Origin of the sequence: Bradyrhizobium sp. B025 (genome assembly GCF_042257955.1) — a bacterium.
In the GTDB taxonomy this organism is placed as follows: Bacteria; Pseudomonadota; Alphaproteobacteria; order Rhizobiales; family Xanthobacteraceae; genus Bradyrhizobium; species Bradyrhizobium diazoefficiens.
In genome coordinates this window covers 5,897,956-5,912,709 of sequence record NZ_CP170150.1, presented here as the reverse complement: position 1 = coordinate 5,912,709, position 14,754 = coordinate 5,897,956, and the positions used below count along the sequence as shown (strand labels likewise).

The window sequence follows — 14,754 nt, the reverse complement described above, 5'->3', positions numbered from 1 at the left end:
GACATCCCGCACCTATGTCCGCTTGTGATGCTGTGGACGGCTCCTCCACGGGCACGAGAGTGCCAAGGAGTGGGCGCCGTTTGAGGCTCCCACGATTCGGAGGAGCAGCCTATGCAGTCAATTTCGACGATTGGTCTGGATATCGCGAAGTCGGTCTTTCAAGTGCATGGTGTCGATGCAGCCGGTCAGGTGGTGATCCGCCGCCAGCTCAAGCGCCGTTTCGTGCTGTCCTTCTTTGAGAAGTTGTCACCGTGCTTGGTGGGGATCGAGGCTTGCGCGTCATCTCATTATTGGTCCCGCGAACTGCAGGCGTTGGGGCATACGGTGCGGTTGATGCCTCCGGCCTATGTGAAGCCCTACGTCAAGCGGCAGAAGAACGACACCACCGATGCGGAGGCGATTTGCGAGGCGGTCACGAGACCCAACATGCGGTTCGTGCCGACCAAGACGGTCGAGCAACAGAGCGGCCTGATGCTTCATCGAGCGCGCCATCTGTTCGTTCGCCAGCAGACCGCCGTCATCAATTCGATCCGCGCGTATCTTGCCGAGTTCGGGATTGTCGCTCCCGTCGGGCGCCGGGGTGTCGAGCAATTGCTGGAAGTCGTCGCCGATACAGCCGACCGCCGGCTCCCGGAGGTGGCCCGCGCATGTCTTGCGGCTCTCGGCAGTCAATTGCGGGCACTGAAGGCTCAGATTCTGGAGTTCGATCGACGCATTATCGTCTGGCATCGATCAAGCGCGACGAGCAAACGGCTGGACGCGATCCCTGGCGTCGGGCCGGCGCTGGCCACAGCTCTGGTCGCGAGCGTTGCCGATGCCAAGGCCTTCCGATCGGGTCGGGATTTCTCGGCCTGGGTTGGGCTCGTGCCGAAGCAGAACTCGAGCGGGGGCAAGGACAAGCTTGGCAGTATCAGCAAACAAGGTGATCGCTATTTGCGCAGCTTGTTCACGGCTGGCGCTCTCGCGGTGATCCGCTATGCCAAGATCCATGGCACAGGGCATCGGCCTTGGCTTACGGAGCTGCTGGCGCGTCGACCGACCAAGGTTGCTGCGATCGCGCTCGCCAACAAGATCGCCCGCATGGCATGGGCCATGATGGCCAGGGGTGAGCGCTACAGGGAGCCGGCCGCACTCGCGGCATAAAGGAAACGCGCCGGATATCCCGGTGTGACGTAACGGTTGGAAGGGCGAACAGCACTTAATGCAGCGCCGGTCGATCCGGCGATCAGGACAACCCACATGGGCCATGGCATCTTCGAATGCGTGCTTTTGACCGGGACCTGATCCGCGGAGGGCATTATGGCCAGCGGTCACGTGAACCGCGCTAACAGGCCGAACACATGGCCGCTCCGACCAACGCCGCAAAGTGAAGATTCTCCTTGCCAACCAGGAGCCGTCCACACATGGCCCATCAGCGAAGTGGTAGCACGCCTCATTGAGGTCCGTTCAATGGGGCGTAGCGGACTGAGCTTGCTCACGTTGAGTTTTCCGCGTTTTGACTCCAAGAAGGCACGGCATCGGGCCGGGCAGATGTCGGCCTCGACCCGCTTCGGACATCGCGGTTTGGCAAGCAGGGCAGTAAGACTCCCGGGCGCATCACGAGGCAATATGAGGCGGCGGGAGTTCATCGGGCTGGTTGGTGGTGCAGCTGCTTCGTCGGTTGTGGCGCAAGCAAACTTTTTCCGCTTTAGCGGGCGCTAAGCGGGACGGGCAAGTAATCTTATGCTCGTCGGTTGCTACTTTTGCTGAACGCGGCTGAGATAATCGACAACAGCGAGGATGCGTTTTCGCACGACGACTTCGGGGCTTTGCTCCGGCCCGGCCATCTTCCAATAAGACGGATCAACATAGTGAGGCAAGTTGACAATGGGGTTGAATCGTTCCCCCCAAATTGGCATCTCACGAGTGCCGTGAGCAGGAATTGTTTTCGATCCATCTATGGTTTCATAGACAGCGTTCGTGGGAAAGACCCCGTTGTTGTTCTTGGCCAACACCGTCAAATCGGGAGGCGGGATCTTGAGCTGGTCGCTGACCGGTCCTTTGCCCTTTGCATCCGCGCCATGACAACTCGCGCACGAAGACTGAAATTCTGACTTGCCGATGTCGAGGTCTTCAGCCTGAGCCGCGGCAGCGAAAGCAGCGGTAAGGCCGGCAATTATCAACCAACCACACTTTACCATGTCGCGCTCCGACGCTGGCTAGAAAGGCTTTACTACTAGCCGCTTTGCGCTCCGACAGATTGACGCATATCAAGACTGGCTTCCGGCTTAGGCTTGTGAAGGCTCTGGGAGTGGCATGCTTTCGCCGGCTGATCGGACTTAAGAGCCCGCGCCCTAGAGTGATGCCGTGCTCGCCGATCTCGCGCTGCTCTGCTACCACCCGCATGGTCTGGGCGCGTCCGCCGTTCGGTCGCTATCGGGGATAGATCGGACATGGAGCGGATAACCCATGTCGGTCGCAAATGACCCGTAGCCGCCGTCGCCCGAATGAACGTGACGGCCATCACGGAGTCGAAGCTTGCCTTTTGACAGGCTCCGCTTACCCTGCGCACATATTATCGGGGCTACCATGGGCGCATTTCGCTGGTTTTCATTGGTGTTTTTCATCTGGCTGACCTGCGGTTCAGCCCACGCCGAGCGCCGCGTTGCGTTGGTGATCGGCAATTCCGCCTATAAGAGCGTGCCGCGACTTGCCAATCCCGCAAACGATGCAGACTTAGTCGGCAGCATGTTTAAAAAGGCCGGGTTCGACTGGATTGAGATCAAGACCGATCTCAATGCTACCGAGATGCGCAAGGCTCTGCGCGACTTTGGTGGACGAGCACGAGAGGCTGAGGTCGCCGTCATTTACTATGCCGGCCACGGCATCGAGTTGGAGGGGACGAATTACCTGATCCCGACCGATGCGGCCTTAGACACGGACAGCGACGTTCTGGACGAAACTGTGGCGCTTGATCGGGCGCTATTCGCTGTCGAGCCCGCGAAGCAGCTTCGGCTCATCATTCTGGACGCCTGCCGCGACAATCCCTTCGCCAAGACGATGAAGCGAACTGTGGCTGCTCGCGCGGTCGGACGCGGCCTTGCCAAGGTCGAGCCGACAAGCCCGAACACCATGATCGCCTTCGCCGCCAAGGCCGGCTCGACGGCGTCGGACGGGGATGCCAAGAACAGTCCGTTTGCCGCAGCACTGGTCGAGCGACTGCCGACACCCGGTCTTGATCTGCGCAAGGCGTTCGGCTTCGTGCGCGACGACGTCTTGAAGAACACCAGCTACAAGCAGGAGCCCTATGTCTACGGCTCACTCGGCGGCAATGATGTCCCGCTGGTGCCGGCAAAGCCAACTGGGACCGGGCCGCAGGCGAGCCCAGACGATGCGATCCGCCGGGACTATGAACTGGCTCTGCAGATCGGCACGAGGGAGGTGTGGTCGGCTTTCCTGGCAAGATACCCGGACGGCTTCTACGCGAGCCTCGCCAAGGGGCAATTGAGCAGGATTGCCGCCGAGGACGCCCGTGCTGCGGCAGCGGACAAGGCCCGCCAGGCAGAAGAGGAAAAGGCGCGGCTGGCGTCTGAGCGCGCCAGGAAGGCCGAACAGGACAAAGCGGCGGCCGCCGCCAAAGCGGCCGAGGATGCGCGGCTCGCGGCTGAGAAGGCCAAGCAGATCGAGGAGGCCAAGGCCGCCGCAGCCGAACAGCGGCGCAAGGAAGCGGAAGCCGACGCGGCCAAGGCGCTGGCTGATAAGCAAGCCGCCGAGAAGGCCTTGGTTGACAAGCTCGCCAGCGACAAGGCCGCAGCCGAGCTCGCCGCGAAGCAGGCAACAGAGAAGCAAGCCGCCGTCGCCGCGGAGCAGAAGGTGGCGGCGGTCGCCCCCACCACAACTCCTCCGGCAATGTCGCCGCAGGAGGGGACGAAGCTGGTCCAGTCGGAGCTGCGCCGCGTCGGCTGCCTGACGGCCGCAGCGGACGGCGACTGGAACGCCTCGTCACAGCGCTCGCTGACGCTGTTCAACAAGTATGCCGGGATGACATTCGACACCAAGCTCGCAAGCTTCGACGTGCTCGACGCCATCAAGGCCAAGCCGGGTCGCGTCTGCCCGCTGGTTTGCGACCATGGCTTTAAGGCGGATGGCGACGCATGCGTGAAGATCGCTTGCCGCGCCGGCTATCGCGTCAATGGCGACAATGAATGCGAGAAGGTACAGGACAAGAAGCCCGTCGCAACGCGAGATGAGGCGAAGCGAGATCAGGAACGAAGGCAGACCGAAAGCGCGCCGACAAAGCAGCAGGCGAGTGGCCAGATCTTCTGTGACATGCAAGGATGCAGGCCGGTGCCGAAAGGGTGCCAACTGGAGTACCGAGGGGGCATTGGAAATGGCGCCGTGCATGCGAGCGGGACCAGCAATCCCTGTAGATAACTCGTTCTGCTTCGAATTCCACGAGAGCAGCGCAGGTTGGCTCCAATCGAGGTAGCTACCGTCGAATACGAAGCGGCTGCCGACTGGTGTGGGGTCGGTGAGTGACGGCCGCAAGTGGCGTTCCACGCGAAATCGTTGTGACTGCAGTCTGTTGCGTCGACCGAGCACCCGGGCGCTGTCCATTGAGTTGTTGGCCTGCTGCACTCAGCTCGGCGATGAGCGCGCCAGAAGATGCTTCATGCGCTCGCTTTGATGTCGCCTGCTGGCCCAAATGCGAAGTCTAAGCAGCGTCCCCGGCCGTCGGCTCATGGGGGTAAACCGGAAGCAACAGGCCGCCCCTCCGAAGGGCGCTCATGACCCATAGGCGACATGCCGAAGTCCTGAGTGATCAGCATCACAGATCCAATACTTGCCTTTCGGCAGGCTCCGCATACGCTGCGCACGTGATGTTCGGGGCTGTGATGGGCGCATTTCGCTGGTTTTCATTGCTATTTGTCGTTTGGCTAACCTGCGGTTCGGCGCACGCCGAGCGTCGGGTCGCGCTCGTTATTGGCAATTCGGCCTACAAGAGCGTGCCGAGGCTTACGAACCCGGTTAATGATGCCACGCTGATCGGTGGCATGTTCAAGAAGGCCGGATTCGACCAGGTCGACATCAAGCTCGATCTCAATGCCGCCGAGATGCGCCGCGCGCTCCGCGACTTCGGCGGCAGGGCGCGTGAGACCGATGTGGCCGTCGTCTATTATGCCGGTCATGGCATCGAGCTCGACGGCACCAATTATCTGATCCCCACCGATGCCACGCTCGAGACGGACAGCGATGTCCTCGACGAGACGCTGCCGCTGGACCGCGCTCTGTTCGCGGTCGAGCCGGCCAAGCAGCTCCGCCTGGTCATCCTCGATGCCTGCCGCGATAACCCGTTCGCCAAAACCATGAAGCGGACGATTGCCGCGCGCGCCATCGGCCGCGGCCTTGCCAAGGTCGAGCCGACCAGCCCGAACACCATGATCGCCTTCGCGGCGAAAGCCGGCTCGACGGCCTCAGACGGGGACTCCAGAAACAGCCCATTTGCGGCAGCCCTGGTCGAGCGCCTCCCAACGCCGGGGCTCGACCTGCGTAAAGCTTTCGGCTTCGTCCGCGACGACGTCCTCAAGAACACCGGCTACAAGCAGGAGCCGTATGTCTATGGCTCGCTGGGTGGTGACGACGTTTCCCTCGTGCCTGCGAAGCCGGCGGCCACAGGACCGCAGGCGAGCCCTGATGATGCAATCCGCAGGGGCTACGAACTCGCACTTCAGGCGGGCGACCTTGACGCATGGGAGGCGTTTCTCAGGGCCTTCCCGAACGGCTTTTATGCCGACTTGGCAAAGGTGCAGCTCAAGAAAATTGCCGCCGAGGAAACACGCGCTGCGGCCGCCGACAAGGCTCGACAGGCCGAAGAGGAGAAAACCCGGCTCGCGGCCGACCGTGCCAAAAAGGTCGAGCAGGAAAAGGCAGCGGTAGCCGCCAAGGCCGCCGAGGATGCCCGTCTGGGCGCTGAGAGGGCTAAGCAGATCGAGGAGGCAAAAGCCGCCGCCGCTGAGCAGCGAAGAAAGGAGGCCGAGGCCGCCGTTGCCAAAGCGCTCGCCGAGAAGCAAGCGGCCGACAAGGCGGCGGCCGAGGCAACCGCCAAGCAGGCTGGCGAGAAACAAATCGCCGCCAACACCGAGCAAAAGGTCGCGGCCGTAGTGCCCTCTTCGACCCCGCCGGCGATGTCGCCCCAGGAAACGACGAAGCTGGTGCAGTCAGAACTCCGCCGCGTCGGTTGTCTGACAAGCTCGGCGGACGGCGACTGGAATGCGGCGTCACAACGCTCGCTGACGCTGTTCAACAAATACGCCGGCACCAAGTTCGACGCCAAGCTCGCGAGCTTCGATGCGCTGGATGCAATCAAGGCGAAGCCGGGTCGCGTCTGCCCGCTGGTCTGCGACCACGGTTTCAGGGCCGACGGCGATGCCTGCGTGAAGATCACCTGCCGCGCGGGCTATCGCGTCAATGACGACAATGAATGCGAGAAGCTGCAGGACAAGAAGCCGGTCGCGACGCGGGATGAGGCAATCAAGCGTGATGAGCAGCGGAAGCGGACAGAAACAGCGCCAGCCAAGCCACAAGCGTCTGGTCAGATGATTTGCAATGGTGCGGGATGCAGGCCCGTGGGCAAAGGCTGTCGGATAGCGAGTGGATACAGCCCAGGCAACGGATCGGGTATCCTCATTCAACGCGAGGTGTGCGACTGACCATCGCGCCGGCCGCGTTCGTCGGCATGCAAACGCCTTGCTTAGGAGTGATCCCTGTGACAGATCGGCGGCTTGCCTTCCGCAAGGCTCTGGATACTCTGATCACATTATGATTTTGGGCTGCAATGGGCGTGATGGTGGGCGGTCACGGATTCGAACCGCCGACCCTCTCGGTGTAAACGAGCGCTGAGCAGACATCACTGTTCCGCTGCGCACCTCTCTCGGGGCCGACGAAGCGATGGAATAAGCGGAATGTCAGCTATTGGCCCTTCGCTGACAAGGCGGGTAACTGACCTTGCGTCCACTCGAGAATGCAAACCGGACATCCTGGAGGGTGTGCTGGCAGCCAAGGTTTGACTCGTCGGGCAAAACACTGGCAGAATGGCATCGTCGAAATGAATTTGGATCAAGCCCGCGGGGATGCCGCGGGCTTTGTTCGTTTCGAGGGGGCGCATGAGTTCGGTTTGCTATGTCGCGCTGCCGGCCCGAACCATAGTGTCAGCACGTCCTCAAGCCCGCGCTGGCGCGCGTCGCCCGTCCACGCCACGTGTCCGTCGGGTCGCACCAATACGGCTTCGGGCGCTGCGACCGGCCCGATCGCTGGCAGCTCCCAGGGGCCCTGGTAGCTGGTGTCGACGACGCCGACGCGATCCGCCCAGGGTGCGATGGCGATGCAGCCCGGCTTGTCAAAATTGAGCAGCAGGGGACGCGCGCCCTGCAGCAGGGTGAACAGTCTTTGCGAACCGCCTGGTGTGACGAGGTCGAGGTCGGGCATGCGGCGCCCAAGCAGCGGATGGCCCTCGCCGAGATCGTAGCGAATGTCGAGGCCGCTCATCATCGCGGCAAAGCGCTTGCGCGGCTCGTCCATGCCGAGCAGGTCGGACACCACCTCACGCGCGGCCTTGAGGCTGTCGTCGCCGCGGCGGAGCAGGGCGATTTGCGCCATGGTGTTGCGCAGCACGCGCGCGGCAACGGGATGGCGTTCGGCATGGTAGCTGTCGAGCAGGCTGCCGGGTGCCGTGCCCTTGACGACCTGCGCCAGCTTCCAGCCGAGATTGACGGCATCCTGCACGCCGGTGTTGAGGCCTTGGCCGCCGACGGAGTGATGGATATGCGCGGCATCGCCGGCGAGCAGCACGCGTCCCCTGCGATAGGAGGCGGCCTGCCGCGCCGCATCGGTGAAGCGGGCGATCCAGGCGGGATTCTTGAGGCCGGAGTCGTTGCCGTAGACGGCGACGAGGGCCTCGCTGAGATCGGAAAGCGTGGGCTCGCCGCTGCGGTCGAGTGTCGCTTCCGTCACGACGACCAGCACGCGCCCGCTCTCCGTTTTGCTGAGGCCGTGAAAGCCGAGCGCGTCGTGACGCAGGCCCCAGGCCGGCGCCTCGCTCATCTCGACCTCGGCCATGAGGTTGCTGAGCGTGGGACCAGAGCCGACGAAATCGATGCCGGCGGTCTTGCGCACCAGGCTGCGGCCGCCGTCGCAGCCGACCAGATAGTTCGCCCGCAACGTCTCGCCGCCGGACAGCGCGACGTTGACGCCGGTCTCGTCCTGAACGAAGCCCGTCACCTCGAAGTTCCGATAGATCGGGACCGCGAGCTCGCCGACCCAGTCGGCCAGGATGCGCTCGATGTGGCTCTGCCGCAGCGCCAGCCCGTAAGCGTGGCGGGTGGGGAGGTCGCTGATGTCGAGCCTGGTCCAGGCGAAGCCGGCGAGCTGCGTGACTTGCCCTTCGCGCAGGAAGCGATCCGCGACGCCGCGCTGATCGAGGATCTCGATGCTGCGGGCGTGCAACCCGCCGGCGCGCGTGCCGACGAGGGCCTGATCCGCGCGCCGCTCGACGATGGCGACGTCGACCTCCGCGAGCGCGAGCTCGGCGGCCAGCATCAGGCCGGTCGGGCCGCCGCCGGCGATCACCACGGCATGATCGGTCGGCGCTGGGTTGCCGGCGCGGGCTTGCTCGGTCCGGCCGCGTGAGCGGGATGTCGGAAGCAGTACGGGCATGTCGTGATCCCTCGACTTGTTGCTCGGGCGGGGGTTGTACGCGAAGGTCGGGGACTTGAAGCAAGCCCCTGGCGCACCACATATCTAAGTGGGAGGAAGGTCATTCTCCTGTTGCGGCCCACGGTGTTTGACACGTCGGGCAAGACACTGGCAGAATGCCATCATCGAAACGAGTTTGGTTCGGCCCGCGCGGGACAATCCGCGGCGGGCTTTTTCATGTCCACCTGGTGTGACGACAATTTCGTTCAACACAGGATTTGACTCGTCGGGCAAGACACCGGCAGAATGACATCATCGAGACGAGTTTGATTGACCCGCGCGGAGAGCATCCGCCGCGGGTTTTTTCGTTCTCGATCGGAATCGGACGGCGGCAACGCATTGCGGCCACGCACTCGACAAACCTGGAGCGCCGATCGGCGCGCCGTCGTCCGAACCATTGCTGGCCGTGCACGCGCGAACGTGCCGGCCCGCGGCGCGAGCAACGTGCGCCGCGCCGCTGCGACCTTTGGGGTGCGGAGATCGGGCACTGGTACGAGCCGGGCAAGCTGATGGGCTATTGCGTGGCGCTCTATTTCGCAAAGCTCCCGGTCTGTTCTTGGCTTTGGCTCCACTGATGCTCTGGCGGGCTTTGCGGCGATTACCGCCAATCTCGTGGTCTCCTTCTACTTCGCCAAGCGCGGCTTCGAAAATGTTGCAAGGATCATCAAGCGGTGAAGATGCCGGAAGACGAAATCAAGGCACTTGTCGTCGAAACGCTGGCTGAGCAGCACAGATTCCAGCAGGACAGCATCGATGCGATCGTATTGAAGGCGGTGGCGTCGGTGCTGGCTACTTTTGGAATCGAAGATGATGACCGGAAGGAGTTGCGGGCGGATTTTCAGCACCTGCGACGCTGGCGGAAGAGTGTGGAGCAGGCGCAAAGCTACACATTCAAGGCGGTGATCACGGTGATTGCCACCGGTCTGATGGGGGCCGTCTGGCTCGGCGTCAAGGTCGTATTGGGCAAATAGATGTACACGGCGCGAGGCCGCCGTCGTTCGCGCTCAGGAGCAGCCAATCCCGTTGGGCAACCGATGTATGGGCATTCGATGTACAGAATTCGCATCGTCCATGCGGACGACAAGGAGACCGCCGAAACCCTCGGCGATCTGCACCTGCTCACATTCTTCGATTGTGCCGTCATGCCGCAATTCGAGTTGGGTACGTGGTGGCTCGCCTATCACAATGATGATCCGGTCGCCTTCGCCGGCGTTCTGACGTCGACGTATGCGCGAAACAGCGGGTACTTCTCCAGGTCGGTGTCCTACGTCGGCATTGGGGGCGGGGGCTTCAACTCAGGCTGATGCGGGCGATCGAGGCGAGGGGGCGGCGCATCGGATGGGGCAGCATCGTCTCGGATACAACGGACAACCCGGCAGGCTGGCTATCGGCTCTATGAGCCCGAGGTACCCTGGGCCTGGTCGCATACGCTTTACTGGCGAAAACGGCTGCGCCGAGTTTGGGGGCGCCGGTGTTTCCCGTGATGCGGAACGCGGCGGTCGCGGCGTAGAACTGGGCGCGCGAGACGCGGTGCCGGCCTGCACGCCCATAATGTCGAGGGCCCGGCAGCTTGACAGCTGCCGGGCCCTTTTTGCGTTTTCAGACGACGTGGCTGAAGCACTTGCGAAGTCGGCGGCGCCGGGCTTTAAGTTTCCCCTTGCAGGAAATTCGGCGATTATAAGCCGATGTAAGGGAGCGCTATCGATGTCCACCAAGCCTCAATTGCCGGAACGTTCGTCGCGAGTGGCGGGAGGGCCTACGGCGCTCGATGGTCTGCTGGTCGTCGACTTCACGCGGGTGGTTGCTGGGCCGGCGTGCACCCAGACGCTTGCCGATTTCGGCGCGCGCGTCATCAAGATCGAGAACCCGGACGGCGGCGACGACACGCGCGCGTATGAACACGCCGAAACCGGCGGCGAGAGCGCCGCTTATCTCAGCCTGAACCGCAACAAGCGCGGTATCGCACTCGACCTCGCCGTGCCCGAAGCCCGCGAGATCGCGCTGGATCTGATCCGCAAAGCCGACGTGGTCGTCGAGAATTTTTCGAGCGGGGTCATGAAGAAATTTGGCCTAGACTACGAAGCGGTCGCGCCGCTCAATTCTCGGCTGGTCTATTGCTCGATTTCCGCCTATGGGCGCACCGGGCCGTTCGCTTCGCGTCCCGGTTTTGACCCGATCACACAGGCGGAAAGCGGCTTCATGTCCCTCAACGGATTTGCCGACGGTCCTCCAGTCCGCACCGGCCCGCCCATCGTGGATATTGCGACGGGGATGACGGCCTGTAACGCTATCCTTTTGGCCCTGCTGGCGCGGGATCGGTTCGGCCGCGGCCAGCATGTCGAGGTGGCCCTGTTCGACATCGCCATGGCGATGACGAGCTTCTACGGCATGGCCTATCTGATCAACGGTGAGAACCCCGGACGGTTCGGCAATTCGCCGAGCGGGTCTCCCACCGTCGGCGTCTACGAGGCTTCCGATGGACCGCTCTACATGGCCTGCGCCAACGACCGGCTCTATCGCCGGCTGGTCGTCGAGGTGCTGAACCGGCCCGACCTCATCACCGATCCGCAATTTGCGACGCGCAAAGCACGCTCCGAGAACAAGGAGCTCTTGCGGGCAGCCATTGCGGAGGTCTTTGCGAGCGATACCCTCGAGAACTGGATGACGAAAATGAAGCTGGCCAATATTCCGGTCGGCTATCTCCGCACCGTCGAAGAGGGCTTTAATGCACCCGAGGCCCGCGACCGCCATCGCTTGAGCCGGATTCCGCATCCTACAGCAGACTGGGTCCCCAACATCGAAACGCCGATTTCCATGAGTCTGACCGGCGCGATTGATCCGGTTGCCGCCCCCCTGTTGGGCGAGCATACCGAGAACGTCTTGCGCGACACGCTGGGTTACGACCAGCGTCGGATCACGGAGCTCACCCAGAGGGGTGTCTTTGGATCAGGCAAGCCCTCGGTCTGAGCCCGAGTGGTTAACCTTGAGGGGCGGGCATCGCGGCGTACCGATCGCTGCTTTGCAACACGGCTGTTCGCGACATCGCATCCTTTCAAGCAGCCCGGGTTCAGGCGACGCCACTGTGTTAGTGTTGCATCGGCTTGATTTGGCAAGGTTCCCGCCGCATAAGTGTGGGAAAGCGAGGGATGCGAATGGCGCCTGGTCAAGAACCCAGCGTGGGCCAGCCTGCGGGGCCGGAATCCGGCGAACGCGCCTATGCGGCAATGATCGCGAAGGCTCGGGCGCTCGTGCCACGACTGCGAGAGCGGGCAGCCCGAACCGAAGAGCTACGCTACCTTCCGCCCGAGACCGAACGGGATCTGCACGACTCCGGCCTGTTCCGGATGCTCCAGCCCAAGCGCATTGGCGGCGCCGAACTCGACTATGTCGCCCTGATTGATTGCGCCGATCTTCTCGGACAAGCGGACGCGTCGGCGGCCTGGAATCTCGCCAATCTGGCGAGCCATCATTGGATGCTCGGCATGTTCGAGCAAAAGGCGCAGGATCTGGTCTGGGGCAGCGACCCGGATGTGCTGATTGCATCCTCATTCATCTTTCCTGCGGGCCGCGCCACGAGGGTCGAGGGCGGATACCAATTGCACGGAAGCTGGCCGTTCTCCTCGGGCGTTGCGTCTTGCGAATGGAACATGCTCGCAAGCGTGGTTTCCTCTGATGATGAAGCAGACGGCATCGAATACCGGATCTTCTTGCTTCCGAAACATGACTACAAGGTGCTCGACACCTGGAATGTCGCAGGATTGCGCGGTACGGGGTCTTGCGACGTGGAGGTCAGGGAAGCCTTCGTGGCCGACCATATGACGGTTGCCGTCGGTGAGCTTGCCGGCGGCCCGACGCCCGGAAGCAAGGTCAATCCCAATCCGTTATACGCGCTACCCGTGTTCTCGCTGTTTCCCTACGTCCTGTCCGGCGTCGCGCTGGGGAACGCGCAGGCGTGCCTGAACGACTATATCGAGGTCGTCCGTCATCGCATTTCCACCTACAACCGCGCCAAGCTGAGCGACTTCCAAAGCACGCAGATCAAGATCGCGGAGGCCTCGGCCAAGATCGATGCTGCACGTCGGACCATGCGTTCGGCGTGTATCGATGCCATGGAGGATGCACGACGCAGCCACATTCCAGACATGGCGACCAAGACCAGGTACCGACGTGACGGTGCTTTCTCGGTCAATCTATGTACCGACGCGGTCTCAATGCTATTTGCGGCGAGCGGGGCGCGCGGGCTCTTCACGGCGGGCGTGTTGCAGCGGCAGTTTCGCGATGCGCACGCGATCAACTCGCATCTCGCATTCAATTTCGATGCGGCCGGGACCAATTATGGACGCGTGGCACTGGGCCTGCCGTCCGAGAATCTCACGCTGTGAGGCCGGCCGATGAATGATCTGCCGAAGCAGCCGGCCGTTCCAGATCCAGCCAACGAGCTCGCGAGCGACAGCTCGCCAATTGATCCCCGTGATTTTCGTAGCGCGCTCGGCACCTACGGAACAGGCGTCACGATCATCACTGCCGTGGCCCCCGACGGAAGACCCTATGGCATCACCTGCAATTCCTTTGCATCGGTCTCCTTGAATCCTCCTCTCGTCCTCTGGAGCCTCGGAGTTTATTCTTCGAGCCTGACCGTGTTTCAGAACGCGAGCCATTTTGCCGTCCACGTGCTCGGCGCTTCGCAACAGGCGCTCGCAAATATATTCGCGAAATCGTCCGACGATAAATTCGCTGGCGTCGACTGGACGCCAGGGCTCGGCAACGCTCCCGTGCTTGCCGAGAGCGTCGCCAATTTTCAATGCCGTTCCGTCAACCGCTATTATGGCGGCGATCATGTGATCTTTCTTGGGGCGGTCGAGGCCTATGCCTACAATGCCAAGGATACATTGCTGTTTGCACGCGGGGCGTATGGCCGGTTCGTGGCCAACGATGAACGCAAGAAAACACCGTAACGCGTTTCAGGTCGCACCCGGTGGCTCAATATTCCGTTGCTGAAAGCTTGTAGATCTCCAGCGCGTCCGCATCCGCGCCTCGCGCGGCCTTGGCCAGCCTGAAGAGCTGTCCCGCAAGCGTAGCCATCGGCACCGGTGTCGACGTCGTCTGCGCAACATCGGCAACCGTATCGAGGTCCTTGAGCATCGTGGCGATATGGCCGAGCGGCGGTGAGTGAATGCCCTGGACCATCCTCGGGACGAAGAGCTGAAGCGGGATCGAATCCGCAAATCCGCCCGCGAGTGCTTCGGGCAGCCTATTGGCATCAATTCCGGCGTTCACGGCGAGACGCGTTGCTTCCGCGAGAACGGCCATGGCGCATCCGACGATCACCTGGTTGCAGAGCTTTGCGGTCTGGCCGGCGCCGGTGGGGCCCATGTGAGTGAACCTGCGGGCCATAGTCAGCACATAGGGCCTCACCCTCTCGATGTCGGAAGCGTCTCCACCGGCCATGATGGCAAGCGTGCCTTCCTCGGCGCCCTTGGTGCCACCGGACACCGGTGCATCGATCCAGCCTGCGCCGTTCGCAGCTTTCAGTCGCGTTGCGAGGTCGCGCGCGGCGTCGGGATGGATTGACGAGAAATCGACGATGAGCTTGCCCGCGCCGGGAGCGGTTGAAAGACCTTCGGCTCCGAAAATCACCTCTTCCACGGCCGCGGCATCCGTCACGCACATGAAGACGATGTCCGAGCTCGCCATAACGTCGCGGGGCCTGGCTCCGTGCCTTGCGCCAGCTTCGACGAGTGGAGCGACCTTGCCCTCTGATCGGTTCCAAACACTGACCTGATAGCCGGCCTTGAGCAGGCGCCGGGTCATGGGCGTTCCCATGAGTCCAAGGCCGAGATAGCCGAACCGCTCGTCGCGTTGCGGGTTTGCCTTGCTCGCATCAGCCATAGGTTGCCTCCTCCTGTCGCAGCACAACGTCACGCGACCGCCGCTTTACCATACATGGCGCGTCCCGCGGCGAAACCGGACCGCTTGCATGGCTTGCCTGATTGTTTGAACCATGAAACATTTGGGCCGGTCGGG

At 62.6% G+C, this 14,754-nt stretch carries 10 protein-coding genes and 1 pseudogene; 8 read left to right on the top strand and 3 right to left on the bottom strand.

Going from position 1 to position 14,754, the window contains the following annotated elements:
- The first annotated feature begins 111 nt into the window (after window positions 1-111).
- Window positions 112-1,143, top strand: a complete 1,032-nt coding sequence (locus ACE10W_RS27725; protein ID WP_375762206.1) for an IS110 family transposase — start codon at window positions 112-114, stop codon at window positions 1,141-1,143.
- Between the two features lie 593 nt (window positions 1,144-1,736).
- Here ACE10W_RS27725 and ACE10W_RS27720 read toward each other — a convergent pair.
- Complete coding sequence (locus ACE10W_RS27720) at window positions 1,737-2,180, bottom strand: cytochrome c (protein ID WP_011090283.1); 444 nt, start codon at window positions 2,178-2,180, stop codon at window positions 1,737-1,739.
- A 388-nt stretch (window positions 2,181-2,568) separates the two neighbouring features.
- On the opposite strand from ACE10W_RS27720, the gene ACE10W_RS27715 reads away from it, so the two are divergent.
- Window positions 2,569-4,413 carry a caspase family protein gene (locus tag ACE10W_RS27715; RefSeq protein ID WP_097532517.1) on the top strand — a complete coding sequence of 615 codons (1,845 nt, stop codon included), beginning with the start codon at window positions 2,569-2,571 and terminating at the stop codon, window positions 4,411-4,413.
- Between the two features lie 461 nt (window positions 4,414-4,874).
- Entirely contained in the window at window positions 4,875-6,689 is a 1,815-nt protein-coding gene (locus tag ACE10W_RS27710; RefSeq protein ID WP_028172959.1) for a caspase family protein, read from the top strand.
- A gap of 406 nt (window positions 6,690-7,095) precedes the next feature.
- On the opposite strand, the gene ACE10W_RS27705 is transcribed toward ACE10W_RS27710, so the two are convergent.
- Window positions 7,096-8,691, bottom strand: a complete 1,596-nt coding sequence (locus tag ACE10W_RS27705; RefSeq protein WP_271553629.1) for an FAD-dependent monooxygenase — start codon at window positions 8,689-8,691, stop codon at window positions 7,096-7,098.
- A 710-nt stretch (window positions 8,692-9,401) separates the two neighbouring features.
- Between ACE10W_RS27705 and ACE10W_RS27700 the strand changes: the two genes are divergently transcribed.
- The 5 genes and pseudogenes from ACE10W_RS27700 to ACE10W_RS27680 all read left to right on the top strand — a co-directional run bounded on the left by ACE10W_RS27700 (window position 9,402) and on the right by ACE10W_RS27680 (window position 13,685).
- Complete coding sequence (locus ACE10W_RS27700; RefSeq protein WP_097532519.1) at window positions 9,402-9,701, top strand: hypothetical protein; 300 nt, start codon at window positions 9,402-9,404, stop codon at window positions 9,699-9,701.
- A gap of 78 nt (window positions 9,702-9,779) precedes the next feature.
- Window positions 9,780-10,214, top strand: a pseudogene (locus ACE10W_RS27695) (GNAT family N-acetyltransferase).
- Window positions 10,215-10,434: 220 nt separating this feature from the next.
- A complete protein-coding gene (locus ACE10W_RS27690) occupies window positions 10,435-11,697 on the top strand; it encodes a CaiB/BaiF CoA-transferase family protein (protein ID WP_060908324.1) in 1,263 nt (420 codons plus the stop codon).
- A 185-nt stretch (window positions 11,698-11,882) separates the two neighbouring features.
- Complete coding sequence (locus tag ACE10W_RS27685) at window positions 11,883-13,112, top strand: acyl-CoA dehydrogenase family protein (RefSeq protein WP_060908323.1); 1,230 nt, start codon at window positions 11,883-11,885, stop codon at window positions 13,110-13,112.
- Between the two features lie 9 nt (window positions 13,113-13,121).
- Window positions 13,122-13,685: a flavin reductase family protein gene (locus tag ACE10W_RS27680; protein ID WP_011088836.1), complete on the top strand. Its 564-nt coding sequence runs from the start codon at window positions 13,122-13,124 to the stop codon at window positions 13,683-13,685.
- Between the two features lie 25 nt (window positions 13,686-13,710).
- On the opposite strand, the gene ACE10W_RS27675 is transcribed toward ACE10W_RS27680, so the two are convergent.
- Window positions 13,711-14,619, bottom strand: coding sequence for an NAD(P)-dependent oxidoreductase (locus tag ACE10W_RS27675; RefSeq protein WP_162603682.1), 909 nt, complete (start codon window positions 14,617-14,619; stop codon window positions 13,711-13,713).
- Window positions 14,620-14,754: the final 135 nt, after the last annotated feature.